General features: G+C 31.9%; 24 protein-coding genes, 3 tRNA genes and 1 other RNA gene. 15 read left to right on the top strand and 13 right to left on the bottom strand.

Features of this window, described 5'->3' with window-relative positions:
* Positions 1 to 77: 77 nt before the first annotated feature.
* The 3 genes from dnaX to CLCOS_RS10530 all read right to left on the bottom strand — a co-directional run bounded on the left by dnaX (position 78) and on the right by CLCOS_RS10530 (position 2,200).
* Complete coding sequence (dnaX, locus tag CLCOS_RS10540; RefSeq protein ID WP_063601852.1) at positions 78 to 1,739, bottom strand: DNA polymerase III subunit gamma/tau; 1,662 nt, start codon at positions 1,737 to 1,739, stop codon at positions 78 to 80.
* Positions 1,740 to 1,833: 94 nt separating this feature from the next.
* An RNA gene (gene ffs / locus CLCOS_RS10535) (signal recognition particle sRNA large type) lies at positions 1,834 to 2,099 on the bottom strand.
* Positions 2,100 to 2,110: 11 nt separating this feature from the next.
* Positions 2,111 to 2,200, bottom strand: a tRNA-Ser gene (locus CLCOS_RS10530).
* 281 nt (positions 2,201 to 2,481) lie between these two features.
* On the opposite strand from CLCOS_RS10530, the gene CLCOS_RS10525 reads away from it, so the two are divergent.
* The 6 genes from CLCOS_RS10525 (at position 2,482) to CLCOS_RS10500 (ending at position 6,789) form a co-directional block, all read left to right on the top strand.
* Entirely contained in the window at positions 2,482 to 2,670 is a 189-nt protein-coding gene (locus CLCOS_RS10525; protein ID WP_063601851.1) for a DNA-binding protein, read from the top strand.
* Positions 2,663 to 3,364, top strand: a complete 702-nt coding sequence (locus CLCOS_RS10520; protein WP_063601850.1) for a response regulator transcription factor — start codon at positions 2,663 to 2,665, stop codon at positions 3,362 to 3,364. The genes CLCOS_RS10525 and CLCOS_RS10520 overlap by 8 nt, the downstream gene beginning before the upstream one ends.
* A 1-nt stretch (position 3,365) precedes the next feature.
* Positions 3,366 to 4,289, top strand: coding sequence for a sensor histidine kinase (locus CLCOS_RS10515; RefSeq protein ID WP_063601849.1), 924 nt, complete (start codon positions 3,366 to 3,368; stop codon positions 4,287 to 4,289).
* Between the two features lie 123 nt (positions 4,290 to 4,412).
* Complete coding sequence (locus tag CLCOS_RS10510) at positions 4,413 to 5,336, top strand: ABC transporter ATP-binding protein (RefSeq protein ID WP_063601848.1); 924 nt, start codon at positions 4,413 to 4,415, stop codon at positions 5,334 to 5,336.
* A complete protein-coding gene (locus CLCOS_RS10505; RefSeq protein WP_063601847.1) occupies positions 5,329 to 6,051 on the top strand; it encodes an ABC transporter permease in 723 nt (240 codons plus the stop codon). Before CLCOS_RS10510 ends, CLCOS_RS10505 begins: the two co-directional genes overlap by 8 nt.
* Positions 6,052 to 6,054: 3 nt before the next feature.
* The gene (locus CLCOS_RS10500) at positions 6,055 to 6,789 is read left to right on the top strand and encodes an ABC transporter permease (protein WP_063601846.1); all 735 of its coding nucleotides are present in this window, start codon (positions 6,055 to 6,057) and stop codon (positions 6,787 to 6,789) included.
* Between the two features lie 102 nt (positions 6,790 to 6,891).
* Here the strand turns inward: CLCOS_RS10500 and CLCOS_RS10495 are convergent.
* From CLCOS_RS10495 to CLCOS_RS10485, 3 genes are all read right to left on the bottom strand, one after another.
* Positions 6,892 to 6,984: transfer RNA gene (locus tag CLCOS_RS10495), tRNA-Ser, on the bottom strand.
* Positions 6,985 to 6,987: 3 nt separating this feature from the next.
* Positions 6,988 to 7,425, bottom strand: coding sequence for a nucleoside deaminase (locus CLCOS_RS10490; protein ID WP_063601845.1), 438 nt, complete (start codon positions 7,423 to 7,425; stop codon positions 6,988 to 6,990).
* 150 nt (positions 7,426 to 7,575) lie between these two features.
* Positions 7,576 to 7,652 (bottom strand) — tRNA-Arg (locus tag CLCOS_RS10485).
* 122 nt (positions 7,653 to 7,774) lie between these two features.
* On the opposite strand from CLCOS_RS10485, the gene CLCOS_RS10480 reads away from it, so the two are divergent.
* Both CLCOS_RS10480 and CLCOS_RS10475 read left to right on the top strand, forming a co-directional pair.
* Positions 7,775 to 8,077, top strand: a complete 303-nt coding sequence (locus CLCOS_RS10480; RefSeq protein ID WP_063601844.1) for a phasin family protein — start codon at positions 7,775 to 7,777, stop codon at positions 8,075 to 8,077.
* 70 nt (positions 8,078 to 8,147) lie between these two features.
* Positions 8,148 to 9,713: an ABC1 kinase family protein gene (locus tag CLCOS_RS10475; protein WP_430392612.1), complete on the top strand. Its 1,566-nt coding sequence runs from the start codon at positions 8,148 to 8,150 to the stop codon at positions 9,711 to 9,713.
* 8 nt (positions 9,714 to 9,721) lie between these two features.
* Here the strand turns inward: CLCOS_RS10475 and CLCOS_RS10470 are convergent, their stop codons facing one another.
* Positions 9,722 to 10,300 carry a TetR/AcrR family transcriptional regulator gene (locus CLCOS_RS10470; RefSeq protein ID WP_013236777.1) on the bottom strand — a complete coding sequence of 193 codons (579 nt, stop codon included), beginning with the start codon at positions 10,298 to 10,300 and terminating at the stop codon, positions 9,722 to 9,724.
* Between the two features lie 187 nt (positions 10,301 to 10,487).
* Between CLCOS_RS10470 and CLCOS_RS10465 the strand changes: the two genes are divergently transcribed.
* The 6 genes from CLCOS_RS10465 (at position 10,488) to CLCOS_RS10440 (ending at position 16,740) form a co-directional block, all read left to right on the top strand.
* The gene (locus tag CLCOS_RS10465) at positions 10,488 to 11,381 is read left to right on the top strand and encodes a phosphatidylserine decarboxylase (RefSeq protein ID WP_063601842.1); all 894 of its coding nucleotides are present in this window, start codon (positions 10,488 to 10,490) and stop codon (positions 11,379 to 11,381) included.
* A gap of 143 nt (positions 11,382 to 11,524) precedes the next feature.
* Positions 11,525 to 12,382 carry a MurR/RpiR family transcriptional regulator gene (locus tag CLCOS_RS10460; RefSeq protein ID WP_023162512.1) on the top strand — a complete coding sequence of 286 codons (858 nt, stop codon included), beginning with the start codon at positions 11,525 to 11,527 and terminating at the stop codon, positions 12,380 to 12,382.
* Between the two features lie 311 nt (positions 12,383 to 12,693).
* Positions 12,694 to 13,587, top strand: a complete 894-nt coding sequence (garR, locus tag CLCOS_RS10455; RefSeq protein WP_063601841.1) for a 2-hydroxy-3-oxopropionate reductase — start codon at positions 12,694 to 12,696, stop codon at positions 13,585 to 13,587.
* 4 nt (positions 13,588 to 13,591) lie between these two features.
* Entirely contained in the window at positions 13,592 to 15,025 is a 1,434-nt protein-coding gene (locus CLCOS_RS10450) for a four-carbon acid sugar kinase family protein (protein WP_063601840.1), read from the top strand.
* Between the two features lie 25 nt (positions 15,026 to 15,050).
* Positions 15,051 to 15,887 (top strand): class II fructose-bisphosphate aldolase, encoded by an 837-nt coding sequence (locus tag CLCOS_RS10445; protein ID WP_063601839.1) that lies wholly within the window; start codon positions 15,051 to 15,053, stop codon positions 15,885 to 15,887.
* A 28-nt stretch (positions 15,888 to 15,915) separates the two neighbouring features.
* Complete coding sequence (locus CLCOS_RS10440) at positions 15,916 to 16,740, top strand: Cof-type HAD-IIB family hydrolase (protein ID WP_063601838.1); 825 nt, start codon at positions 15,916 to 15,918, stop codon at positions 16,738 to 16,740.
* 72 nt (positions 16,741 to 16,812) lie between these two features.
* On the opposite strand, the gene CLCOS_RS10435 is transcribed toward CLCOS_RS10440, so the two are convergent.
* The 5 genes from CLCOS_RS10435 to CLCOS_RS10415 form a co-directional block, all read right to left on the bottom strand.
* A complete protein-coding gene (locus CLCOS_RS10435; protein ID WP_242866967.1) occupies positions 16,813 to 17,706 on the bottom strand; it encodes an AraC family transcriptional regulator in 894 nt (297 codons plus the stop codon).
* A 210-nt stretch (positions 17,707 to 17,916) separates the two neighbouring features.
* Entirely contained in the window at positions 17,917 to 18,519 is a 603-nt protein-coding gene (locus CLCOS_RS10430) for a cupin domain-containing protein (protein WP_063601836.1), read from the bottom strand.
* A gap of 189 nt (positions 18,520 to 18,708) precedes the next feature.
* Positions 18,709 to 20,058: a GntP family permease gene (locus CLCOS_RS10425; RefSeq protein WP_063601835.1), complete on the bottom strand. Its 1,350-nt coding sequence runs from the start codon at positions 20,056 to 20,058 to the stop codon at positions 18,709 to 18,711.
* A 46-nt stretch (positions 20,059 to 20,104) separates the two neighbouring features.
* Positions 20,105 to 22,078, bottom strand: coding sequence for a YjhG/YagF family D-xylonate dehydratase (locus CLCOS_RS10420; RefSeq protein ID WP_063601834.1), 1,974 nt, complete (start codon positions 22,076 to 22,078; stop codon positions 20,105 to 20,107).
* Between the two features lie 65 nt (positions 22,079 to 22,143).
* Positions 22,144 to 23,049 carry a dihydrodipicolinate synthase family protein gene (locus CLCOS_RS10415; RefSeq protein WP_063601833.1) on the bottom strand — a complete coding sequence of 302 codons (906 nt, stop codon included), beginning with the start codon at positions 23,047 to 23,049 and terminating at the stop codon, positions 22,144 to 22,146.
* A 456-nt stretch (positions 23,050 to 23,505) separates the two neighbouring features.
* On the opposite strand from CLCOS_RS10415, the gene CLCOS_RS10410 reads away from it, so the two are divergent.
* Positions 23,506 to 24,255, top strand: a complete 750-nt coding sequence (locus CLCOS_RS10410; RefSeq protein WP_063601832.1) for an IclR family transcriptional regulator — start codon at positions 23,506 to 23,508, stop codon at positions 24,253 to 24,255.
* Between the two features lie 112 nt (positions 24,256 to 24,367).
* Here CLCOS_RS10410 and CLCOS_RS10405 read toward each other — a convergent pair whose 3' ends face one another.
* Entirely contained in the window at positions 24,368 to 25,294 is a 927-nt protein-coding gene (locus tag CLCOS_RS10405) for a bifunctional helix-turn-helix transcriptional regulator/GNAT family N-acetyltransferase (protein WP_063601831.1), read from the bottom strand.
* Between the last annotated feature and the right edge of the window lie 101 nt (positions 25,295 to 25,395).

Here is a 25,395-nt window from a genome sequence, read left to right as displayed (position 1 = left end):
TATTTCCTCCTCAATTAACTAATTTATATTTAATTATACCATATTTTTATCAAATTTTATCTAAGGTTATTTTACATTTATTCATCAAATATTTCTACTATATCCTCCCCAAAGGTATCCTTTAATAATTTCTCCTTGGATACAGATACATCCTCCACTTCGTCTTCTATAATATATCTAATTATAACTTTTTCCTTCAACACTTCTGAAAAAACCTGTTCAACTATTTTTCTATTTTCATTCTTTTCCAGCCTCTGTTTATGGAAAGCATATTCTTTACCATACTCTATAGTTATTATACCTTTTTCACATTTAACTACTCTTCCTGTAGTAAGTGCTGCAAATAAAACCATTTGATGCTTACTTTTAAGTGATTCAAGTATATCTTTCCAGCTTTTTTTAACTATATCTAGTGTTATCTTTGAATATATATTTTCTTTATTTGATGTCTGTACTTCGTCATTTGATGAATTATTTTTTGTCTTATGTTCTTCAGTGTTACTTTCTCTATAGGTATCTACTATTTTTTTAGGTACAGTCTCTTTTTCCACCTTAGCATCAATCTTTTCATTTGATACTTTAATTTTTCCTTGTCTGAGGGCTTCTTCCAATCTATTTAATCTTGCAAGTATTACTTCCTTTGAAGTATCATACTCTATTTTACACATCTTTATAGCTGAAAGCTCTAAATAAATTCTGCTTTGTTTAGTCCATTTAGATTGTTCCTGGGCATCTTGAAGTATTCTTATATCTCTCATTATTTCTTCTACACGTATTTTCTGCGCTTGATCTTTTAAAAGATTTATATTTTCTTCTGACATATCAAGTACATCTTCTGGATTGTTAGACACCTTTACCATTAAAAGATTTCTTAGATGAATTATCAGGTCCTTAATAAAATTAAATATATCTTTTCCACTTAGAACTATATCATCAATTACTCTCATCGAAGATTCTATGTTCTTTTCTATTATGCTGTCTGTAAGTTTTAATAAATTCTCATTAGTAACTAAACCTAACATGTTAACTACATCGTCGTATTCAACTTTACCATTTCCCATAGATATTGCCTGATCCAATATACTAAGTGCATCCCTCATGGCTCCATCGCATATTCTGGCTATTAAATTTAGACTTCTGTCATCTGCAAAAATTCCCTGTTCACTAACTATGCATCTTAATCTATTAAATATCTCTGAACTTTTTATCCTTCTGAAATCAAACTTTTGACATCTGGAAAGTATAGTAACAGGTAATTTCTGAGGATCAGTAGTAGCAAGAATAAATATTACGTTTAGAGGTGGTTCTTCTAAAGTCTTTAAAAATGCGTTTACTGCTTCTTGAGTAAGCATATGAACTTCGTCCATTATATAAACTTTGTATTTACCCTCCTGAGGAGGATATTTTACATTTTCTATTACATCCTTAATGTCTTCCAATCTTCTTTTGGAAGCAGCATCCATTTCAATTACATCTATTGAAATACCTGCATTTATTTTTTTGCACATCTCACATTCATTACAAGGTTCTCCATCTTGAAGGTTCAAACAATTTACCGCTTTTGCCAGTATCTTCGCCGTAGAAGTCTTTCCAGTACCCCTTGTTCCAGAAAATAAGTATGCATGGGCTATTCTATGGTTTAATATTTGATTTTTCAATGTAACTGTTATATGATCTTGACCTACAACATCTGAAAAAGTTTTAGGTCTCCATTCTCTATATAATGCAGTATAAGGCATATTATCACCTTCCCTCATATATTATAACCTATCTTTAATCGTATAACAAAAAAGATACCTTATGGTATCTTTTAATTTTCAGTCATTATTAAAGTCGTGCACCTTGCTTCGTCTAGTAAACTATAAGCGTTACCCATACAGTTAACTCAAACCAGGTTTATCCACGGCACACGAAAATATTCACTTACCGCTGCTTCCTTCCGGACCTGACGGGGTTCATGAGTTTCCGTTGCGTGGGATCCAGTTCTCAACGCCACTTTTATGGGCCAGACCTCACATTTTACAGCCTAAGCTAGGAATTCAACCCTGCTATAGCGGATTGCAGGTTACAGGGCACCGCTAACTCCCCATCTAGCACGACAAAGTTAAAATGGCGGAGAGAGGGGGATTCGAACCCCCGGTAGAGTTTCCCCTACACACGCTTTCCAGGCGTGCTCCTTCAACCACTCGGACATCTCTCCACAGGTTTACTCATGAAATAAATTTATATTAAGTTTTGTGGTTTAGAAACCACCACAACAATCAGTATTATACTATGAATATAATAATATTTCAACACTTTTTATAAAAAAATTTATATGTAAATATCTACCTATGGTTTGATTAGGAACAAATTGAAAAAGTATGATATTACACATATCATTTAATTAACAAGAATAAATCATATTTATCGTATCTGCATATTGGTATCATTCGGCTGTCCGTATATAATATTATTATGAACCAGAAAGGACGGATGATTATGGATTATATTTCTACCCCAGAGGCGGCTAAAAAATGGGACACTTCAGAGCGGCGAGTGCAAAAACTTTGTGAGGAAAACCGCATACTAGGCGTTTCAAAACTTGGCTATATGTGGCTGATACCAAAAGACGCAGAAAAGCCAATTGCCGGCAGAACACAGAGGGGAAAGGAGCTCCAACATGAATAATGTTTTGATTATAGATGATGACAAAGAGCTTTGCGCTCTTATGAAAAAATGTGTAGAGCAAGAGAATTTATCTGCTATTATTGCACATGGCGGTGTAGAGGGGCTGCATCTGGCCGTTGAAAACAAAAATAGCTGCTCTCTTGTAATTTTGGATGTAATGATGCCGGATATAGACGGTTTTCAAGTTCTCAAAAAAATTAGGGAAACAAGTAATATACCGGTGCTTATGCTCACTGCTAAAAGTGACGAGGACGATAAGGTTTCCGGGCTGCGGCTAGGTGCTGACGATTACCTAACAAAACCGTTCAACATTAACGAACTGATGGCTCGTGTAAATTCCCTTATTCGCCGCTACACTACCTTAAACCCGACTTTTATAACTGACACTGATTATATAATGCTAAAAGGCATGGTGATTGATAAAGCAAATCGCATGGTTTCTGTTAATGACATTCCAGTTGAGCTTACAAGCAAAGAATTTGATTTGCTTTCATTTCTGGCTTCCAATAAGGGACGGGTGTTTACCAAAAAACAGATTTATATGCAGGTATGGGAAGAAGAATATGCTTATGATGATAATAACATTATGTCCTTTATCAGTAAATTACGAAAAAAAATTGAGCCAGACCCAGAGCATCTATTTTACATTTTGACCGTCCGGGGTGTAGGCTATCGTTTTAATAAGGAGGCTTGACATGAATATGAGTGTTTATCTGCTTTTTGCATTAGTTTTTGCCCTGCTTATTATAGCATATCTTGTTTCTATCTTGTGGCGAGTTCAAACACAGCTTACACTTATAAAAGACGCTTTAGAAGATATAAAAAATGGAAACCTTAATCGACGTGTTTTAGCAACGGAGAGCGATATGACAAGGCAAATTTGTTATGGCATTAACGAAATTGCACTAAGCAGCCAATCACGGCTTATTCAGCAAAAGCAATCAGAGCAGGCATACAAACGCCTAATGACAGGTCTTTCCCATGATGTGAAAACTCCACTTGCTTCATTGGTTGGTTATTTGGAAGCAATCGAAAGTAAAATTGTTGTAGGAAAAGAAAAGGACGAATATATCCATGTTGCGTCTGATAAAGCCCAGCACTTAAAACATTTTGTAGAAAATCTGTTTGAATGGGTTAAATTGGATTCTGGTGAACAAGTTTTTCATTTTGAGATTTTTGATTTGAACGAATTGTCGCGTAATATTATAGCTGATTGGATTTCTATTTTAGAAAACAGCCATTTTGAATATGAATTTGACATACCTGAAACAGAGTATTCCATGCGCATAGATGCAAACGCATATACCCGTATTCTCAATAATCTATTACAAAATATTATTACCCACAGTGGGGGTGATAATATGTCGCTGCGTATTTTTGAAAATAAACAGCAAGTCAAAATTGTAATAACAGACAACGGTAAAGGTATATCTTCTGATAATCTCCCACATATTTTTGAAAGAATGTACCAATGCGACCATTCACGGGCTGCAAAAGGGAACGGTTTAGGCTTGGCGATCACAAAGGAACTTCTCAGCGTTCACAATGGAACTATCACTGCCGACAGCACTCTCGGTATGGGAACCGTATTTACAATATTGCTTCCTAAAGCCCTGTAAAAATGTAGGGCTTTCTTGCTGCTAAAACAAGATAAAAGCAAGGTTACGGCAAGGTTTTGGCAAGGTTAATGTTTTATACTTTTAATTGTGAAAGCAAATTTATTGGAAGTGAGGAAATTTTACATGAATGATTTGGTGATTGAAACGAAACAACTGACAAAAATTTATGGAGAGCAGACAGCAGTTAGCACAGTCAATCTCCATGTAAAAAAAGGCGAGATTTATGGTCTGTTAGGGCGCAACGGAGCTGGAAAAACCACTATTATGAAAATGATTTTAGGGTTGACTCCAATCACTTCTGGCGAGGTAGATGTATTCGGACAGAATATCAAAGGCCTGGAAAAACGAGTATATCCCCGTATCGGCGCTATTATCGAAACACCAGGGTTTTATCCAAATTTGACAGGAACGGAAAACTTGGAGATTTTTGCGAAGCTGCGTGGTACAGCCGCCCCACACGCAGTTGAAAACGCATTGAAAGTAGTAGGATTACCTTATAAAGATAAAAAGTTGTTTAGTAAGTATTCCCTTGGAATGAAGCAGCGTCTTGGTATTGCGAATGCTATTTTGCATGACCCGGAACTGCTGATTTTGGACGAGCCTACAAACGGTCTTGACCCTATCGGCATTGCAGAAGTAAGAGATTTTATTAAGAATTTGAGCGTTGAGCGTGGAAAGACAATTCTTATTTCCAGCCATATTCTCTCGGAAATCTCATTGCTTGCGGATGATATTGGAATTATCGACCACGGTGTTCTATTGGAAGAAAGTAGCATGGAGGAACTTAAACGAAAAAACGGTAAGTATATTCTACTTCAAGTTTCTGATGTTTCTAAAGCTACCTTAATTTTGGAACGTCAATTCAGCTTGAAAGAATATTCTGTGCAAGATGATCATACGTTGAAACTCTATGATACCTCTCTGGATATGGCGTCTGTCAATAAGGCACTTATGTTAGAGGAGGTGTCGGTTATTAGTTCGGGACTTTGTAATGATACTTTAGAGGACTATTTCAAAAAAATTACAGGGGGTGAAGGCATTGCTTAACCTTATTCAAACAGAATTTCTTAAACTGCGCCGCAATAAGCTTATTTGGCTCATGTTGTTAACCGCTTTCATTATGCCATTTTTCGCACTATTTTTTGTGAATAAAGGTGTTGACCCGAGAGAGTATTATAGGTGGTCAGCATTCAATTTTACTAGTGCAATTATCTTACCTGTTATTTTGGGAGTATTTAGTACCATGCTTATGCACGAAGAAAATCAGTATAATACGCTCAAACAACTTTGGATTATTCCTATCAGCAAAATGGGATACTTTTTTAGTAAATTTTTTGTGGTTTTGGTTTACTCCATTTGTTTCATGCTAATTACATTCGTAGCTTCCGTTATGGTTAGTGTGCTTTCAGGATATGTCGTATTTGAATGGTGGAGCGTATTTTATTTGCTGAAAAAATGTTTAGAGATTGGTGTTATCTCTGCTTTTACAATGTTGCCGATTTTAGCAATAGTTGCATCTCAAAAGGGATACATTCTCCCGATTTGTATTACATTGGTTTATATCTTTTTATTTTTTATAATAGAAGGAATAGATATGTATATACACCCCTTATCCAGTATGTCAGTTATAATCGGGCGAAACAACGATATTCCGCGTTGGCCACAAGGACTTAACGTCCCTTTAGCGTTTCTTTCTATTTGCGTTTGGGATATTATTGCGGTATTCCTTGCAAATATAGCATTGAAAAAAAGTGAGGCGTGAATAATGCGAAATTTACTTTGTGCTGAACTCCAAAAGATTCGCCGTTCAAATATTGTTTGGATTGCAGTTTTTGCAACAGTTATGGTAGCTGTTATTGTTTTTATGCAGGGATGGTTTACGTATAATGATTCACGGTATATAGATAGTGCAGGATGGTATATGACTATGGCTCAGCCTTTGGCAACACTTTTTGTTCTTCCTGCAGTCATCTCTCTTTTGGGAAGTTATATGATTTGTCGTGAAGAAGATGAGGATACTATAAAATCTTTGCTAATTATTCCTATAAATGAAACAAAGTTAATTGCTGCAAAAATGATTATTACTTTTTTATTCAGCATTTTCATTTATTTGCTGCTCTTTTCAATAGCATTTTTGACTGAGGCAATATTACATCTTTCCGATTTATCGGTAGGAATGGTTTTAGATTTTCTGAAAATATATTTTCTTCAAGGTGTTGGAATATTCCTTGTTATCTCACCCATTATTGCTTTGGTATCATATATGAAAAAAGGCTATTGGATTGCATTAGTATTAACTGAAATGTACTCTTTTGTGGGAACATTCATGTGTAGGTCAAACACCCTAAAAACATTCTATCCTATTTCGGCAGTATTTGGGGTTTCCGGTTACTATGAAACTACTGTCCAAAATCGGATAGAAAGTATTATAGTCTTGTTACTATGTGGTTGCCTTTCTGTTTTTATACTCAAAGGTTTCAAATATAGTGAAAAAAATTAGCCATACACTTAGACGTAGAGCAAAAAACAATTACTGAAAGGTAAATATTTATGAAAAAAGAAGTAAACCCGCGTAAATCCTTGATTTACGCGGGTTTACTGGTGGCGGAGAGAGGGGGATTCGAACCCCCGGTGCGGTTTTACACCGCACAATTGATTTCGAGTCAATCACCTTCGACCTCTCGGACATCTCTCCACATTACCTTCTACTTTTAAAAAATTTTTCTAACATCTCACTACACTGTTCATTGTACATCCACTGAATATCTACCCAACGATTTAAACGCCTATTTTGTAATATGTTAACCACAGAGCCACAAGCCCCCATAGTAGGATCAAAAGTGCCTATATACAATTTATTTATTCTACACTGGAATATAGCCCCTGCACACATAGGACACGGCTCTAAAGTAACATACATGCTACATCCAGTTAATCTCCAATTACTAAGTATCTCTGACGCATTTTGAATCGCAAGCATTTCTGCATGGGCAGTAGCAATTCCAACTGTCTCTTTTAAATTATGACAACTTGATATTATTTCATTATCTTTTACTATAACAGCTCCTACTGGAACTTCACCTAATTTCAACCCTATTTTTGCCTGCCTTATGGCTTCCAGCATAAAGTCTTTCATAAAATGCCTCAAAAGTTTAAGTATTTATTGTATTATGACACATATAAATTGAATAAATAAAATATAAATATAAAATAAGGATATACTATAAAAAACAATGGAAATCCTCATAAAATAAACGTCCTGCAAATATAATATTTACAAGACTTATGGTGCGCCCGAGAGGAGTCGAACCTCCGGCACGCGGTTTAGGAAACCGCTGCTCTATCCTACTGAGCTACGAGCGCATATATATAATCGCTACTTAACTATTTTATTATAGTTTATAATAATTGTCAATTTTTTTTAGTTAATAATTGAAAAATTAAATATATTAGTGATTATAACCTAATTATAAGGGAGGAAAAATATGATTAATGAATTAAAGAGTTTATTCTTAGCTGGGGTAGGTTCAGCTGCATATACCTATGAAAAAGCAGTAAATCTAATTTCCGAAATGGTGGAGAAAGGGAAAATAACAGTAGATGAGGGAAAACAATTATCCGAAGAATTAAAGAAAAATGCTTTAGCTAAAAAAGATCAAATAAAGCCATTAACCAAAAATGAAGTTATATCTATATTAAATAACATGAACTTTGCTTCCAAAGAAGATATCGCATCAATAAATGATAGATTAACTAAACTTGAAAATAAAATAAACAATAATGACTAAGGCCATTTCAGGCTTTAGTCATTTGAGCTAACTTATGAGAAAAATATATTCGCAAAGATTTAAGGAAATAATGAAGGTACTAGCTAAGTATGGTTTTAAATTCTTAATAGAAACTAAAACCTCCAATAAGAATAAATCTCCTGAAAACCTAAGAAAAGCTTTTGAGGAACTTGGACCTACCTTTATAAAAATAGGCCAAATACTTAGTTCAAGGCCAGACATATTGCCTTCATCCTACATTAAAGAACTTTCAAAGCTCCAAGATGATGTACTTCCAGAGAAGTATGAAGATATAGATATAGTATTTTTCAATGAATTTAATAAAAATATAAATGAATGCTTTTTATATTTTGAAAGAAATCCTATAGCCTCTGGATCAATTGCACAAGTACATAATGCAACTTTAAAAAATGGAGAAAAAGTCATTGTAAAAGTGCAGAGACCTGATATAAAACAAAAAATGGAAACAGATATATCCATATTGTATAAAATCATGAAACTTACTAAAAACAAATTTAAAGATGCACTAATAGATCCAGAAGAAGCTTTAAAAGAACTGCTCTCTTCCACTAGAAAAGAGCTGGATTTCAACCTCGAAGCAGACAACATGATAAGATTTAAAGAACTAAACAAAAACGTAAAATTTTGTTATGTTCCCTATATAATAAAAGATTTATGCGGAAGCAAAGTACTTACCATGGAAAAAATTTATGGATTTAAAATAAATAATATAGAAAAACTAGAAAAAGAGGAGTACTCCTTACAGGACTTAGGCAAAAAATTAGCCTTATGTTTTTTTAAACAAGTTTTCACAGATGGGTTCTTTCATGCAGATCCTCATCCAGGTAATTTATTGATACAAGATAACAAAATATGTTTTATTGATTTTGGAATAATGGGTTCCATTTCTCCTAGATTAAAATTACTTTTAAACGATGCAATTATGTCCATTGCATATAAAGACACGGATAAGCTTGTATCTGTAATTATGTCCATAGGTATAAAAAAGGAATTAACTGATAGAAATAAATTGTATGAAGATGTAGAACTGTTTCTGTCAAATTATCTGTTCACTTCTCTCAAAAACATAAAAATTTCCGTACTTATAACAGAAATCTTTAAATGTGCAAAAAACAATAATATCACTTTACCTAGGGATTTAATATTATTAGTAAAAAGCTTAATTATAGTAGAAGGCTTAGTAGCTGAAATAGCTCCTGACATAGAAATTTTAGATATAGCAATACCCTTTGTGAAAAACAATAATGAATTTTATTTTTTGAAAAACTTTGATCTAGAAAATATACTTATAGATTCTGGTAACTTCACAAAAAATTTTTTCAAACTTCCTATGAAAACTGTAGAATTAATAGACAGCATATTAAATGGAAGAGCTAAAATTCAACTAAAATTTAATAAAATAGATGATTCATTAAATCAATTAAATAAAATGGTAAATAGACTTTCTATCTCACTTATATTATGTTCTATGATTATAAGTTCTTCCTTAATTTTAAATTCAAATACAGGTCCAAAAATACATGCTGTACCTTTACTGCATGTTATAAACTTTTTATTTTTTATAGTAATCGGCATTACTCTAATAATTTCAATAATTAAATCTGGAAAACTTTAAAGAGAGATTCAACTTAGGATCTCTCCTTTTATTCCATTTAAAATTCTGTACATAAGATTATCTATCATTTCATTTAAATCTTTGTTTTTTTCATTTATCAATTCATAAATAGCAACAGAACAAATTGTCCCAAATAAATCATATGCTAAAAATAAAGAATTACATGTTTTTATGTATCCCTTCTCCATAGCATCATCTAAGTAAGATTGTATATATACTATGTATTTTCTTATATATTCCCTTAATTCCAATTGTCTTACTTCTTGGCCCCAAAGTTGGCTCATAACTACCTTAAAGAAATCCCTGTTTTCATAAACTAATCCCCACTGAACTTTACATACAATTTTTATTCTGTTTAAAGGGTTTGTTTCATTTTGGGATTCCTCTTCTATGCTTTTTCTTATTACATTCATGCCCTCTTCTATAATATATTTAAATATCTCTTCTTTACTTTTAAAATGATAGTATAATGTTCCCTTTGCTACTCCTGCATCTGCTGCTATAGCATCCATAGTAGCACCACTGTATCCATTCTTGGAAAAGACTTTTATAGCAGATTCAAAAATGGTTCTTTTAGTATTACTCATTAATACCACTCCAGATTTTTATTATATAACGGCTGACTGGTCAGTACAATTATATTCATTTACATTATACTTTTGTTGTTAAAATAACTCAATAGTTTTTAATACATTATTTTTACAAAAATTATTTCTATATTAACATTATAGTGTTAAAATAAGCTGTAAATAAAATGTTTTAAGGTAGGAAAAAATGATTAAATATTTTAATAGAAAAAGTAAAAAATATGAAATAGAAAAAGTAGCAGGAGGCACTTATTTAAATTGGACTTATTCTTCCCCTTGTGGAATGAAATTATTAGAGCTCATAATTAAGAAAAAAGTTTTTTCCAAATTATATGGGAACTTTTGCAATAGTAAATACAGCAAAAAGAAAATTAGTCAATTTATAAAAGATTTTAATATAGATATAAATGAATTTAGAGAAAACTATAAGAATTTTAGATGTTTTAATGACTTTTTTTCAAGATCTCTCAAAGATACTGCAAGACCTATTGATAGCAACAAAAATATATTAATATCTCCCGGAGATGGAAGATTAATAGTATATGAAAATATAGATTTAAACAAAATCGTTCAGATTAAAGGATATACATATAGTCTTTTTGATTTAATAGATGATCCCAAAATAGCTGCAAAATTTAAAAATGGTACCTGTTTAATATTAAGACTTTGCCCTACAGATTACCATAGATTTCATTTTATAGATTCCGGTATATGTGAATCTACACATAAAATTAAAGGTAATTACTATTCTGTAAATCCAATTGCCTTAAAAAATATTGCTAATCTTTTTTGTAAAAACAAAAGAGAGTGGAGCATATTTCATTCAGACAACTTCGGTGATGTACTCTATATAGAAGTAGGTGCTACCTGTGTAGGTTCTATAATTCAAACCTATTTGCCTGAAAGAACTATTAAAAAAGGTGATGAAAAAGGTTATTTTAAGTTCGGTGGATCTACAGTTATATTATTTTTTGAGCAGAACAAAGTAACTATAGATAAAGATTTGCTAAAACAATCAAATCTAGGGTATGAAACCAAAATACTTATGGGAGAGACTATAGGAACCAAATTTACTTACTAAGGATTATTTTATTTGTAGGCCTTTAATTTACAATACTTCCTAATTTTATAATGGACATTATAAAATTAGGAAGTATTGTATTATATTAAAATTTGAGTTACTATAGCAAATGTGAATAAAATACTATTTAATAAGAGGGTGAGGTGATTATAATAGAAAAAGATGTTTTTTCTTTAATAAGAACTAATTATAATAATTTATCTCCTACTCAAAAAAATATTGCGGATTATATCCTTTCAAATCCTGAAAAGGTTATTTTATATTCAATTAGCGATCTTGCAAGTGAGTGCAATACTAGTGAGCCAACTATATTTAGATTTTTAAAAAAAATCGGCTACGAATCGTATCAGGTTTTTAGAATTAAAGTAGCTCAGCAAATTTCAGATAATTCAACAAAATCTATATATGGAGAAATACAACCGGATGATGATATAAATACAGTCAAGAGAAAAGTCATAGATTTAACAACTGATTCCATAAATGATTTAAATAACATCGTGGATAAACAGCAGGTTAATTTATTTATTGATACCATCATTAAGGCTAAAGAAATTATTTTTTTTGGTGTAGGTGCCTCAAATATGATTGCTGGAGATGCATATCATAAATTTCTCCAACTTGGTTTTAACGTGAAATTTTGTAACGACCCACATATTATGAACATGATAGCTTCTCACTGCCATAAAGAAGACTTAATAGTTGCCATATCACATTCTGGAGAAAGCCGTGAAATAAAAGATGCTGTTGATTTTGCTAAAGAAAATAATGCTACAATTGCTTCTATAACTAGTTATCCGCATTCAGCTTTAGCTAAAAAATCAGACATACTATTATTGAGCTCTTCTCGTGAAACAGAGTATCGTTCAGATGCTATGATATCCAGAATAAATCAGCTTGTAATAATTGATATTTTGTATGTATCAGCAGTTTTACGTGTTGGCCAAAAATGTATAGATAGTATAAACAAATCAAGAGTTGCTGTGGCAAAAAACAAAACTTAAACGAAAAACTTATTTTACAATAATTAACTTTAATTATTGTAAAATAAGTTTTTTTATTGCTAAATTGCACCCTAAAATTTGATAAAAACTTAACTATTATTGACATAAAAATTTTGAGGTAGTATATTAATCATAGTAGTAAAATTACTACTATGATTAATATAAAAGTAGAAAAAATACTATCATGTTTATAAATTTAATTGTTTTTACCATCAAATTTATAAACTATATTTCTTAGTTTTAAGTAAACGTTTCATTAAAAACAAAATATATTTATAGATCAATTATTATTTAAATTGGAGGGAAAAAATATGGGAAAAAATGTTGGATTTATAGGACTTGGAATAATGGGAAGACCTATGGTATTAAATCTTATGAAGGCAGGCCATAAGGTAACTGTATACGATATAAACGAAAGTGCTGCTCAGAAGTTAGTACATGAAGGCGCAATTGGTGCCAAATCTCCAAAAGAAACAGCAGAAAATAAAGATATAATTTTTACAATGCTTCCAAATTCAAAACACGTAGAAGAGGTTGTTTTAGGTGAAAATGGTGTAATTGAAAGTGCAAAAAAAGGTTCAGTTATAATTGATATGAGTTCAATATCACCAGTAGTTTCAAAGAAAATTGCATGTAAAGTTAATAAAAAGGATATTGAAATGTTAGATGCTCCAGTAAGTGGAGGAGAAACAGGAGCTATAGATGGCACCCTTGCAATAATGGTAGGTGGAAGTGAAGAAGTTTTTGATAAAGTTAAAGATGTACTTCATGATATGGGAAAGACAATTACATTAGTTGGCGACAATGGCTGTGGCTGTACTGCAAAATTAGCTAATCAAATTATGGTAAACTTAAACATTGCTGCAATGAGTGAAGCACTAGTTTTTGCTGCAAAAGCAGGTATTGATGTTGAAAAAATGTATAACGCTATACGAGGTGGACTTGCTGGAAGTGCTGTATTAGATCAAAAAGTTCCAAGAATACTTGATAGGAACTTCATACCAGGTGGAAAAATTTCTATCAATCTTAAAGATATAACTAATGTCATGGAAACTGCACATGATATAGATGTTCCACTTCCTTTAACAGGCGAATTATTAGAAATATTCCATGCTCTTAAAGCAGATGGGAAAGAAAATGATGATCATGGCGGTATAGTTCAGTTTTATGAAAAAATCGCAAATGTTCAAGTTAAAAGGAGCTGAGATTATGAGTGATAATAAACTATTAGCTAAAGAAGCTTTTAATAATATACCTGAAGTAAGTACGGAAATTGTAGATAAAATGCTTAATAAAGAATTGAAAAATTTAAATAAAAAAATAGTAGTACTTGATGATGATCCAACAGGTGTACAAACTGTTCATGATATTTCAGTTTACACTGATTGGTCGTTAGACAGCATTGAAAGTGGCTTTAAAGAAAAAAATCCCATGTTTTTTATCTTAACAAATTCAAGAGGTTTTACTGCAGCTGAAACGGAAAAAGCACATAAGGAAATATCTTTAAATATTGCAAAAATGGCTAAAAAACTTAATAAAGATTATATTATAATTAGCAGATCAGATTCAACCCTTAGAGGACACTATCCTCTTGAAACAGAAATTTTAAAACAAACTGTAGAAGCAAATTCTGATGTTAAATTTGATGGAGAAGTATTAATGCCATTTTTTAAAGAAGGAGGTCGTTTCACCATTGGCAATGTTCATTATGTTCAAGATGGTGAATACTTAATACCAGCTGGTGAAACTGAATTTGCAAAAGACAGAACTTTTGGATATACAAAATCTCATTTAGGCGAATATATTGAAGAAAAAACAAAGGGCGCTTTTAAAGCAAAAGATACAACTTACATATCACTTGAGGATATTAGGGCTTTAAATATAGAAGGTATTACAAAACAATTGCTTGATGTGAAGAATTTCAATAAAGTAGTAGTGAATGCTGTAGATTATATAGATGTTAAAATATTTGCCACAGCTTTAGTAAAGGCAATAAAGTCAGGCAAAAACTTCATGTACAGAAGTGCAGCTGCTTTAACCAAAGTACTAGGTGGCGTAAGTAACAAAAACTTACTAACCAGAGATGAACTTATTAAAGTAGATTCTAAAAATGGAGGATTAATAATAGTTGGTTCTCATGTTAAAAAAACTACTGAACAGCTGGAAGAATTAGAGAAATGCCCATTCATAGAATTTATTGAATTTAACTGTCATCTTGTTTTAGATTCTGAAAAGTTTAAGGCAGAAGTACAAAGAATTATTGAAAAAACTGAAAAACTTATTGCATCTGGTAAAACTGCAGCAGTTTACACTTCAAGAAAGAGGATAGACCTTGGTGAAAATAAAAAAGAAGAAGAGTTAAAACTTTCTGTTAAAATTTCAGATGCAGTAACAAGTATTGTGAAAAAATTAAATGTAAGGCCTAATTATATTGTCGCTAAAGGTGGAATTACATCAAGCGACGTAGGAACAAAAGGTCTTAAAGTAAAAAGAGCAACCGTAGCCGGACAGATAAAACCAGGAATACCTGTTTGGACTACAGGAGCTGAGAGTAAATTTCCTGGTATATCATATGTTATATTTCCAGGGAACGTAGGAACTAAGACAACTTTAAAAGAAGCAGTTGAAATTTTAAATAAATAAGTTAAATAGAATTAGGAGAGAAAATATGTTAGTTAATATGAAACCGCTCCTTGAAGATGCAAGGTTAAAAAAGTATGCTGTCGGTTCATTTAATGTATATAACTATGAAACTATAAAAGGTGTAATCCAAGCTATAAAAAATCAAAAAACACCCGCTGTAATTGCTTTTGGTGAGAAGTATTTAAAAAATATGGATGTTCATTCTGTATATAACCTAGTGAACATCTTGTCAAAAAATATTGATGTACCTTTTGCCTTACATTTGGACCACTGTAAAAGTTTAGAAAACATATATAGGTCTATAAGGGCAGGATTTACTTCAGTAATGTATGATGGTTCAGCATTACCCTATGAAGAAAATATTACAAATACTTTAAAAGTAGTTGAAGTAGCTCATGCATGTAATGTATCCGTAGAAGCTGAGTTAGGTTCTTTAGCATCAGGATTAAATTCTCATGAAGGAAAACTAGATGATGAAGAAATTTATACAAATCCTGCCAAAGCACAGGATTTTGTAATAAGAACGGAAATTGATGCACTTGCAGTATCTATAGGAACAGTACATGGAATGTATAAAGGTGTTCCAAATATAAGGATAGATATCTTAAAAAAGATAAAAGAAAAAGTAAACATTCCATTTGTACTTCATGGAGGTTCAGGTACACCTGAAGAAAAATTAAGAGATTGTATAGCAAACGGAATATGTAAAGTAAATGTTAATACTGAAATATCAATGTATACTGTAGAAAAAATAAAACAAGCATTAAATGACGGTAAAAACTATCATTTATCTGATATATCCTTGATGGAGATAAATTTCGTTGAAGATATTGTAAGTAAGTATATGAAAATTTTTAGCTGATATTTAAACATTTAAGGAGAAACTAATTATGCTTAAATATAAATGGTGTGTATGCGACATGGATGGAACACTTCTCAATTCCAAGGAAGTTATATCAGAAGAAAATGAAGCGGCTTTAAAAAAGCTTCAAAAAAACGGAGTAGAAGTGATTATTGCTTCTGGAAGAATAGATCTTTTAATGAAGTCCTTTATAAAACAATTAAATTTAGAAGGAAATATAATATGTTGTAATGGAGGACTCATTAAGAATATAACGACAGGAGAAATTGTTTATTCAAAAACAATAGATAAAAATATAGTAAAAGAAATAATATTATATTGTTTTAAAAATGATATTGGTTTTCTAGTTTATACTAATAATATGGTATATTCCAGTAAGAAAAATTATAAGGTAGAGAACTATGAAAATATAAATAAATCTGTACCTCCTAGCTTGCAGATACCAATAGAATACATAGATAATTCTACAGTTGAATATCTAGAAAAAGCGGACGTATTTAAAGTTTTATTGATTTCTGATACTGAAGGTGTAAAATTATTAAAGGATTATTTTTCGAAATATAAAAGCCTTACTGCCGTTAGTTCGCTTGATTGTCTACTAGATATAATGGCGTCGAATATTTGTAAAGGCAGTGCATTAAAGATTTTATCTAAAAAATTCCGAATGGATTTAGACAAGGTTATTGTATTTGGTGACAATTATAATGACCTTGAGATGTTTGAATGTGCTGGAATGCCTATAGCTATGGGAAATGCTGTAGAAGCTATTAAGATGAAGGCAAAATATGTAACTAAGTCCAATAATGAATCTGGAATAGCCTATGCTATCAATAATTTTATATTAAACAAATAGTTTTATACAAAGCGGATAGTTAAATTTATCCGCTTTTGTATGTTACAAATTTAGAAAATATATAAAAGAAGTTTATGAATTAATACATTTTCTTTTTACAGGAATCCATACTTCACACTTATATTCCCCCTGATTTTTATCATTCCAAAGGTTTTTTTCAATACATGGACCTTCCACTTGTTCAAATCCAGAAGAAGGAAACCATTCAGAATATATACGTCTCCATATATCCTGTATAATCAAGTTATCTGGCGTAGTTCCATGACCCTCAAATACTGCCCATGTAAGTTTAGGTATCTCAAGTATGGTAAATTCTTCTGACATATCGGTTTTAGGTATTTCATATCCCATCATATATTTTCTTGTACCATCTTCTTTAAAGTCATAATGAAATCCATCCAATAAGGTACCTTTAGGATTACCTAGTATTTCATTAATTCTGTCATGTGTTCCATCTTCAAAAATCTTACTTATGAATTTCGGTATTTCTCTATAAGCGACATCATTAACTTTAGTTGTCATAAAACCTATTCCAAAAACTTTAAAAGCTTCCTTTTCTACTATTCTATAAATCATTTCACATTCTCCTTTTATTGATATTTGAAACGAGATTTTTGGAAAGGCTTTAATTTTCCCATTAAACTTTTTTAAAGATGATGGGGATATTCCATGAAGCCTTTGAAATGCTTTAGTAAACGCTTCTGGACTCTCATAACCATATTTTAATGCCACATCAATAACTTTTTTATCTGTTGAAGCTAATTCTTCTGCAGCAAGAGTTAGCCTGCGATTTCTTATATATTGGCTTACAGTGACCCCTGTTAATGCATAAAACATACGTTGAAAGTGATATCGTGATGAACATGCAACCTTTGATATATCTTCTATATTAAGTTCCATATCTAGATTGTTTTCAATATATTCAAGTGTATTATTTAGCAGCTTAATTGTCTCCAAAGATCTCATCTCCTTTTAAAATCATTATATAAGAACTATAGAATATACTCCTGTGTTTTTGTGCTTTACTTTGTCTTATGACATGAAACATACTTTTGCTTATTTATCCTTTATACCATATTCAAGGATATATTTAAAATACAAACATAAAAAACACTGTAAAATTCTTTTGAATAATACAGTGTTAAAATAATTGTTTACTTTTTTACGTAATTAGTACTAATCTTTTTCAGCAGCTTGTGCATCTGCTTTAGTAACATGAACTGTATTTCGCGGATGCTGAGGAGGTGCATAAATAGAATATACTTTAAGTGCCTTATCACCTGTATTGATAACATTGTGCCATGTACCAGCAGGTATCATTATTGCAAAGTCATCGTATACTTTTCTCTGAAAATTCAAATTGTATTTGCTTTTTCCCATTTTAACAAGCCCCTGACCTTCTTCAATACGTATAAATTGGTCAACATTTGGATGAATTTCCAAACCAATATCATCACCAACATTGATGCTCATTAATGTAACTTGCAAATGTTTTCCTGTCCATAAAGCAGTACGAAAAGTATTATTTTGCTTAGCTGCCTTATTAATATCAACTACAAAGGGCTGTGGTCCATAATCCTTCAATTGAATTGATCCATTACTCCTAGCTAATTGTGAAGATTCAAATCTTGAATCATATTTAATTTCATCATCAAAAGGAATATAGGGATCATTAAATCGCCTCAAATAATCCGGGTCATACAAAGGACACGGATAAGCATTATGCATTTGCGTATTAATGCAATCATAACATGGATACTTTCTATAATTATTATACATATTGTTCCTTTCTTTCATAGTCTTACGAAATTATAATATGCTCTAGGTGTTCAAAACGTGATTAAATATAAAACCCTTGGAATCACAGCATTTAGATTTCAAGGGTTTTGTGTTATTAGTATTCAGTTTTATTAAGTTAATAACATTAGACATTACTAAATAAAATAGTTATTCAGATTCTACTTAATATCAAACAAACATATTCAATATCAAAATACATATTAATCCTGTTACTGATAAAATGGTTGACAGCAAAGTCCAGGTTGAAAATGTTTCCTTCATACTGAAACCAAAGTATTCTTTAACCATCCAGAATCCTGCATCGTTTACATGAGAGGCTATTGCACTTCCACATCCGGTCGCAAGTGTTACTAAAGCCAAATTAACATGGCCACAGCTAGCAAGCATTGGAATAACTAAACCTGATGTTGATAAAGCCGCTACAGTTGCAGACCCTAATGAAATACGTAAGATTGCTGCAACTACCCATGCAAGTAGTATAGGCGATATAGAACTTCCGCTAAATAATGTAGCTATATATTTACCAACGCCTCCATCAATAAGTACTTGTTTAAAAGCGCCACCGCCGCCAATAATTAAAATCATCATCCCAATTGATGCAGCTGCAGCTGAGCAGGAAGCTCCCACCTGTTTAATTGGAATTTTTCTTCCTATTCCCATTGTATATACTGCAACTATTAAAGATATAAGCATTGCAGTATCTGGATTACCAATAAAGTTAACAACAGTAAAAAACGAATTTCCTTTAATTCCTGCTGTTTTTTGTATCATTGAAATTATTGTGGAAATCATCATCAAAATAACAGGAAACATTGCTGTTAATAAACTAATTCCAAAACCAGGTGTTTCTTCTATTTTAAATGTTTTTTGTTCGCCTAAAGATTCAATATTTCCGGTTTTTTCAAAAGCACTTGGTATAATTTTTTTAGCAACTTTAGTGAATACTGGTCCTGCCATAATAACACATGGTATTGCTACAATAATACCATATAATAAAACTGTTCCAATGTCTGCTCCATATGCTCCAGCTATTACTGTTGGTCCTGGATGTGGAGGTAGAAAGCTGTGTGTTACTAATAAAGCAGCAAGCATAGGAATGCCTAAATATATTGGAGGAATTTTTAATTCTCTTGCAATAGAAAATACAATTGGAATTAATAAAACTAATCCTACTTCAAAGAACATTGCTATACCAACAACAAATGAAGCAACTACAACAGCCCACTGAATTCGTTTTACACCAAACTTGTTAATTAAAGTCATGGCAATACGATGTGCTCCGCCTGAATCAGCAACTAATCTACCAAGCATGGCACCAAGACCAAATATTAAAGCTATATGGCCAAGCGTTCCACCCATACCGTTTTCAATGCTTGAAACAATTTTACCAAGTGGTATCCCTAACCCCAAAGCTACAGCAAATGAAACAATCAGCAGTGAAAGAAATGTGTTTAATTTAAATTTAGAAATTAATATAATTAAGAACAATACCCCTAATCCTACCATTAATAATGGCATAATATATTCCCCCTAACCTATTTAGTTTTTAAACATAAAACCATGATTACTTTTTAGTTAACGCTTTCTTACCAGCTTCAATAACCTCAATAATTTTATCTACATCATATACGCTTCCTCTCCAGGTTCCACCGCTGACAGATTGAAGTGCTGCCCACAATCTTGTATCATCTGGAAGATCTGCATCAGGTTTAAGATCTGGATGAGGCTTACGTGATTCTAATACTTTAGCTGCTTCTTCATAAGAAAGCTTGTTATCTTCAGTTCCAATGAAATTAATTGATCCCTCAAGTTTATTAGTATCAACTATTATTTCAATAACATCTTCATCTCTTAATTTTCCGATAGGACCTCCTGCTAATGCTTCAGGACCTACATGTCCAAAACAAGCACCTGTAGAAACACCAGAAAAACGTGCATCTGTGATTAGAGAAACATGTTTACCAAAAGATAAATGTTTTAAAGCAGAAGTTAACTGATATGTTTCTTCCATCCCAGTTCCCATTGGGCCTCCGCCCATCACAATCATTATGTCACCAGCCTTGATCTTTCCCGCATCTTTAAGTGCTTTAATAGCTGCCTTTTCAGATGTGAAGACTTTAACTTTTCCAGTATGTCTAAATACTCCATCATCACCTATAACTGATGGATCAATAGCCGTTGATTTTACTACTGAACCTTCAGGGGCAATGTTTCCTACAGGAAAAGTTACTGTTGATGTTAATCCTCTTTCTTTTGCCTGGCTTGGGTTCATGATAATTTCATCAGGATTAATTTTATCCACTTCAAGCAGACGTTTTCTGCACTCAGCACGTCTTTCGGATTTTTCCCACCAATCAAGGTTATCTCCAAGTGTTTCTCCTGTAACAGTAAGAACATCTTCATGCAGCAGACCAAGTTTTCTCAAATGAAGCATAACTTCAGGAACTCCACCTGCTAAGAATGCACTTACTGTTGGATAATTAACTGGTCCCATAGGAAGAACACTCACTAAACGAGGCACTTTCTTATTAATTCTTGCCCAATCTTCCACAGTAGGAATTTTGCAGTTAGCAGCATGTGCAATTGCTGGGAGGTGAAGAAGCAAGTTTGTTGATCCCCCAAAAGCAGCGTGAACTACCATAGCATTCTCAATTGCTTTATCTGTAATAATATTCTTTGTGGCTATTCCATTGTCTGCCATATCTAAAACTGCTTTAGCTGACTGTCTAGCGATTTCTTTCCATATTGGCTGACCAGAAGGTGCTAAAGCAGAATGGGGCAATGCTATTCCAAGTGCTTCAGCAATAACTTGAGAAGTACCAGCTGTGCCCAAGAACTGACATCCTCCACCAGCAGAAGCACAAGCATTACATCCACGTCGGCAAGCATCTTCTAATGAAAGTTCATTATTTGCAAATCTGACTCCAATAGTTTGAATAGTTCCTGCATCCTCTCCATCTATAGCTTTAAGTGTTGCACCGCCAGGAACAATAATAGTTGGCAAATCATGCATAGATACTAGTGCCATCATCATGGCAGGCAGTCCTTTGTCGCATGAAGCTACTCCCATTACCGCACGACGTGTTGGCAGTGAACGAATTAAACGGCGGCATACTATTGCCGAATCATTACGATAAGGTAGTGAATCAAACATTCCAGTTGTACCCTGACTACGACCATCACATGGATCTGTTACATATGCAGCATAAGGAACGCCTCCAAGTTTCTTTATTTCTTCAGCTGCTGCTCTCATTTGTAATCCTAATTCAAAGTGTCCTGTATGTAACCCTACAGCAATTGGAGTACCATCATTATCACGAATTCCTCCTTGATTACTAAGTATCAACACGTCACCGCCCAGGAGTTTAGATGGTTCCCATCCCATACCAGCATTTAAAGTCATTCCAAATATGTTTCCACTGGGTGAATCTTTTAGCAATTGCGGGGTAAGTGGAAGTGAACCTTTTGGTCCTTCTGCGTGAGTATTAATTTCATATAAAGACGAGTCTTCTTCACCATAAATTGATTTTAATGACATAATAACCATTCCTCTCTATAATTTAAAAATATTTTTGTAGATTAACCTTTAAAAATTGCAGTAGATTATTTTGGGATTATATGATCAATCTCTTTCATAAGCTTTTTAATTGAATTGGTTTGTTTTTCATCGGCCTGCAGAAGAGGAGTTTTGCAGTAGTCTTTAATATCCAAACCTTTTAACATCATGGCTTTTTTTACAATTGGAATAAAGCATTTACTGATTTCATATAAAGCTGCTAACTTATCAACACAATTTTGAATTTCAGCTGCTTTATCCATATTTTTCTCATTAACTGCTTTTACCCAATCTACAAAAATCTCTGGATAAAGATTGGAAAGTGCGCTAATACATCCGCTGCCACCAGAAAGAATATTACGTACAAAGTTTTCATCAAACCCTGAAAACACCTCAAAATCAGGGAACTCATTCTGTACTGTTTGAATTAATTTTCTAGTATGTCCCATTTCAGATACTGTATCTTTATAACCAACAATGTTGCTGTGCTTTCTCAGTAAATTAAGTGTTAATTCCGGCGATAAATCATGTCCTGTTCTGTCAGGGTAATTATATAAATAAATATTACCTTTTACAGATTCTGCTACTTTTCCATAGTAATATTCCAAACTTTCATCCGTTAGACTAAAGTAATATGGACTGATGATTATAATATCATCTGCTCCAGCATCAATAGCATAATTGGAAAGTTCAATTGTATCTTCTATTGTCATGCAGCCTGTCCCGATAATAAGTTTTGTCCTTTTATTTACATAGGAAACAGCAAGATCAATTAATTCCTTCCTTTGTTCAGTAGACATAGCATAGAACTCACCTGAACTTCCCATAATAAGCAGGCCGTCTATTCCTGCGCTTATGAGATAGTCATAAATATTTTTATTTGCCTGGATATCTAAGTTTCCATTAGTATCAAATGCAGTAACAACTGGTGTTATAAATCTAGCTTTTTTCATATATGTTTTCCCCCTTAGTAACAATTAGACTAAATACAAAGCCTAATTTGTAATTGTTTACATGTATTTCAAATAGTTAACTTAACTACTTAATAATTTATAAAAATAGTTAAAGCTTTTATCTATACTTAAGTAATAATTTAAAATTTTTAGTGATGACTTAATGACTTATGAGATTATTCCTTTTTCCATGTTTCCGTATATACAAACCTTATTTGCTTATACGAATGTTATAGTTAAATAATATCACAATTTTTTGTCATGTCAAGGTAATATTTGGACATTATTGTAGAATTAAAAAAAATAGATACATTTTTCTTGATATTTTAATTGAAGTGCTTTTATAGAAATATTTATTTTTATATGTGTAAATGGAGATTGAATATTACTAATAAGGCATTTATAATTGTTATTGTATAACAAAGTTTTATAAAAATTTGAATGGTGGTTGTAAATATGGCACATAAACCAACGGAAAGAGTGTTAAATATATTAAATCTTTTGTCAGTCAAGCCTAAAGGCTTAACATTAACAGAGATTTCTGAAGCAATTGATGTACCAAAAAGCACTCTTTATCCTATTATCCAGACAATGTTAGAACGTAATTTTCTTTCTCTTGAAAAAAGCTCTCTAAAATACTCAATAGGAATTTCCACTTTTTGTATCGGAGCATCCTATTCACGAAATAAAAACATGTTAGATTTTATACAAAAAATAATGAAGAACATTGTCAGTAATATCAATGAAACCTGTCAAATGGGCATTCTTGATGGGTACAATGTACTTTATATATTAAAAGAAGATCCTATAAAAGATATTGATATTCGACTTATTTCATATGTAGGGAAACGAATACCCGCTTATTGTACAGCATTAGGAAAAGCCCTATTAAGCGAATACAATATTGAAGAAATAAAAACACTTTATCCTGATGGCTTAAAACCCATTACCAAAAATACTATAACGGATTTTTCTGTTTTAGAAGAGGAATTAAAAAAGATTAGAGAAACTCATGTTGCAACAGAAGTTGAGGAAGTAACAGAATTTTTACGCTGCTACGCTGTTCCCCTGACCTCAAAAGGAAAAACAACCGCAGCTATCAGCATAAGTATTCCAACTTTCCGAGCTACTGAGGAGAAAAACAAACTGGCAATTGAATTATTATTAAAAGCAAAAGAACAAATTGATGCTGTTAATTTGAATTAAGCATTATTAGCACTAATAATGCTATTTAAATGAATTTGCTGAAACATCATATTACTTTAAAAGATTTTACGGTGTTTCAGTAAATTACTCAATTTTTAATGTTAGATTTTAATTATATATATAAATCCCAGCGTTCTTCTTTAACCAAATGATTTGTCCATGTAGTATTATCCATTGATTCGGTCAATTTAAATCCATAATTTCCATAAAGATAACGAGCTGTTTTAAGTACATCAGCAGTCCATAAAAATATATGTTTATAATTCTTGTCTTTACAAAAATTAATTGCAGTATCTAAAAGAATATGTCCTAATCCGCTATTTCTCATATTAGGTTCAACTAAAAACCATCTAAGCTGTGCTAATGAAGGATCAGTTTTGTCTGCAGCTATGGCTATTACACCTACAGGTTTATTATTTTGTTCTGCAATCCATATATTTTCTAAGTCTGAATTATACTTTCTATGAAATTCGATTAAATATTTCTTAACATAATCTCCAAATATATTAGAAAATCCAAACTCATTTTTATATAACTCTCTATGTTTTTCAATAATATATTCTATATCACTTACTCTATATGTTCTAATATTAAAAACTTCTTTACTATAAGATAGCGATTTTATAATATATCTCATTGAATTAACCAAATTTTCTTTTTCATTCTCATCTAAATGATCTATTAGTTTAGAGATTTGATTATCAGATTTTTTTGAAAGACTTGATAGAATATTCTTGCCGTTTTCCGTTAGTTTAAGAAAATTCAAACGTCCATCACTGGAACATTTTTCTTTAATGATTAGTTCATCAGATTTAAACCGATTTAAAATTCTGCTTAAATATCCCTTATCGATATCTAATTTATCAATTAAAATATTGGCAGTACATTCTTTAGTTTTATTAATCTCAAAAAGTATACGAGCTTCCGTTAATGAATATGAGCTATCTAATATATCTTGATTTAAAAGTCCCAATATATTTGTATAAAAGCGGCTAAAATTTCTTACTTCTGATATTGTATTTAAGTTTCTATGTTTCATAAAACCACCCCAATCTAATTTATTTATACTTGTAAATATAAGTATAAATAAATTAGTTGACTTAGTCAACTAATTTTATATAAGTAATCATTTTTATATCA

The organism is Clostridium coskatii, assembly GCF_001675205.1.
Classification (GTDB): Bacteria; Bacillota; Clostridia; order Clostridiales; family Clostridiaceae; genus Clostridium_B; species Clostridium_B ljungdahlii.
This window is presented reverse-complemented; position numbering and strand designations above follow the sequence as displayed.

Excerpts from the sequence above, each read along its gene's own strand:
- CLCOS_RS10450 (WP_063601840.1), top strand. The coding sequence starts at position 13,592 with ATGAGTGATAATAAACTATTAGCTAAAGAAGCTTTTAATAATATACCT.
- CLCOS_RS10410 (WP_063601832.1), top strand. The coding sequence starts at position 23,506 with ATGGCACATAAACCAACGGAAAGAGTGTTAAATATATTAAATCTTTTG.
- CLCOS_RS10435 (WP_242866967.1), bottom strand. The coding sequence starts at position 17,706 with ATGAGATCTTTGGAGACAATTAAGCTGCTAAATAATACACTTGAATAT.
- CLCOS_RS10480 (WP_063601844.1), top strand. The coding sequence starts at position 7,775 with ATGATTAATGAATTAAAGAGTTTATTCTTAGCTGGGGTAGGTTCAGCT.
- CLCOS_RS10510 (WP_063601848.1), top strand. The coding sequence starts at position 4,413 with ATGAATGATTTGGTGATTGAAACGAAACAACTGACAAAAATTTATGGA.
- dnaX (WP_063601852.1), bottom strand. The coding sequence starts at position 1,739 with ATGCCTTATACTGCATTATATAGAGAATGGAGACCTAAAACTTTTTCA.
- CLCOS_RS10445 (WP_063601839.1), top strand. The coding sequence starts at position 15,051 with ATGTTAGTTAATATGAAACCGCTCCTTGAAGATGCAAGGTTAAAAAAG.
- CLCOS_RS10440 (WP_063601838.1), top strand. The coding sequence starts at position 15,916 with ATGCTTAAATATAAATGGTGTGTATGCGACATGGATGGAACACTTCTC.
- CLCOS_RS10430 (WP_063601836.1), bottom strand. The coding sequence starts at position 18,519 with ATGTATAATAATTATAGAAAGTATCCATGTTATGATTGCATTAATACG.
- CLCOS_RS10405 (WP_063601831.1), bottom strand. The coding sequence starts at position 25,294 with ATGAAACATAGAAACTTAAATACAATATCAGAAGTAAGAAATTTTAGC.
- CLCOS_RS10470 (WP_013236777.1), bottom strand. The coding sequence starts at position 10,300 with ATGAGTAATACTAAAAGAACCATTTTTGAATCTGCTATAAAAGTCTTT.
- CLCOS_RS10490 (WP_063601845.1), bottom strand. The coding sequence starts at position 7,425 with ATGAAAGACTTTATGCTGGAAGCCATAAGGCAGGCAAAAATAGGGTTG.
- CLCOS_RS10520 (WP_063601850.1), top strand. The coding sequence starts at position 2,663 with ATGAATAATGTTTTGATTATAGATGATGACAAAGAGCTTTGCGCTCTT.
- CLCOS_RS10500 (WP_063601846.1), top strand. The coding sequence starts at position 6,055 with ATGCGAAATTTACTTTGTGCTGAACTCCAAAAGATTCGCCGTTCAAAT.
- CLCOS_RS10475 (WP_430392612.1), top strand. The coding sequence starts at position 8,148 with ATGAAGGTACTAGCTAAGTATGGTTTTAAATTCTTAATAGAAACTAAA.
- CLCOS_RS10425 (WP_063601835.1), bottom strand. The coding sequence starts at position 20,058 with ATGCCATTATTAATGGTAGGATTAGGGGTATTGTTCTTAATTATATTA.
- garR (WP_063601841.1), top strand. The coding sequence starts at position 12,694 with ATGGGAAAAAATGTTGGATTTATAGGACTTGGAATAATGGGAAGACCT.
- CLCOS_RS10420 (WP_063601834.1), bottom strand. The coding sequence starts at position 22,078 with ATGTCATTAAAATCAATTTATGGTGAAGAAGACTCGTCTTTATATGAA.
- CLCOS_RS10415 (WP_063601833.1), bottom strand. The coding sequence starts at position 23,049 with ATGAAAAAAGCTAGATTTATAACACCAGTTGTTACTGCATTTGATACT.
- CLCOS_RS10465 (WP_063601842.1), top strand. The coding sequence starts at position 10,488 with ATGATTAAATATTTTAATAGAAAAAGTAAAAAATATGAAATAGAAAAA.
- CLCOS_RS10515 (WP_063601849.1), top strand. The coding sequence starts at position 3,366 with ATGAATATGAGTGTTTATCTGCTTTTTGCATTAGTTTTTGCCCTGCTT.
- CLCOS_RS10525 (WP_063601851.1), top strand. The coding sequence starts at position 2,482 with ATGGATTATATTTCTACCCCAGAGGCGGCTAAAAAATGGGACACTTCA.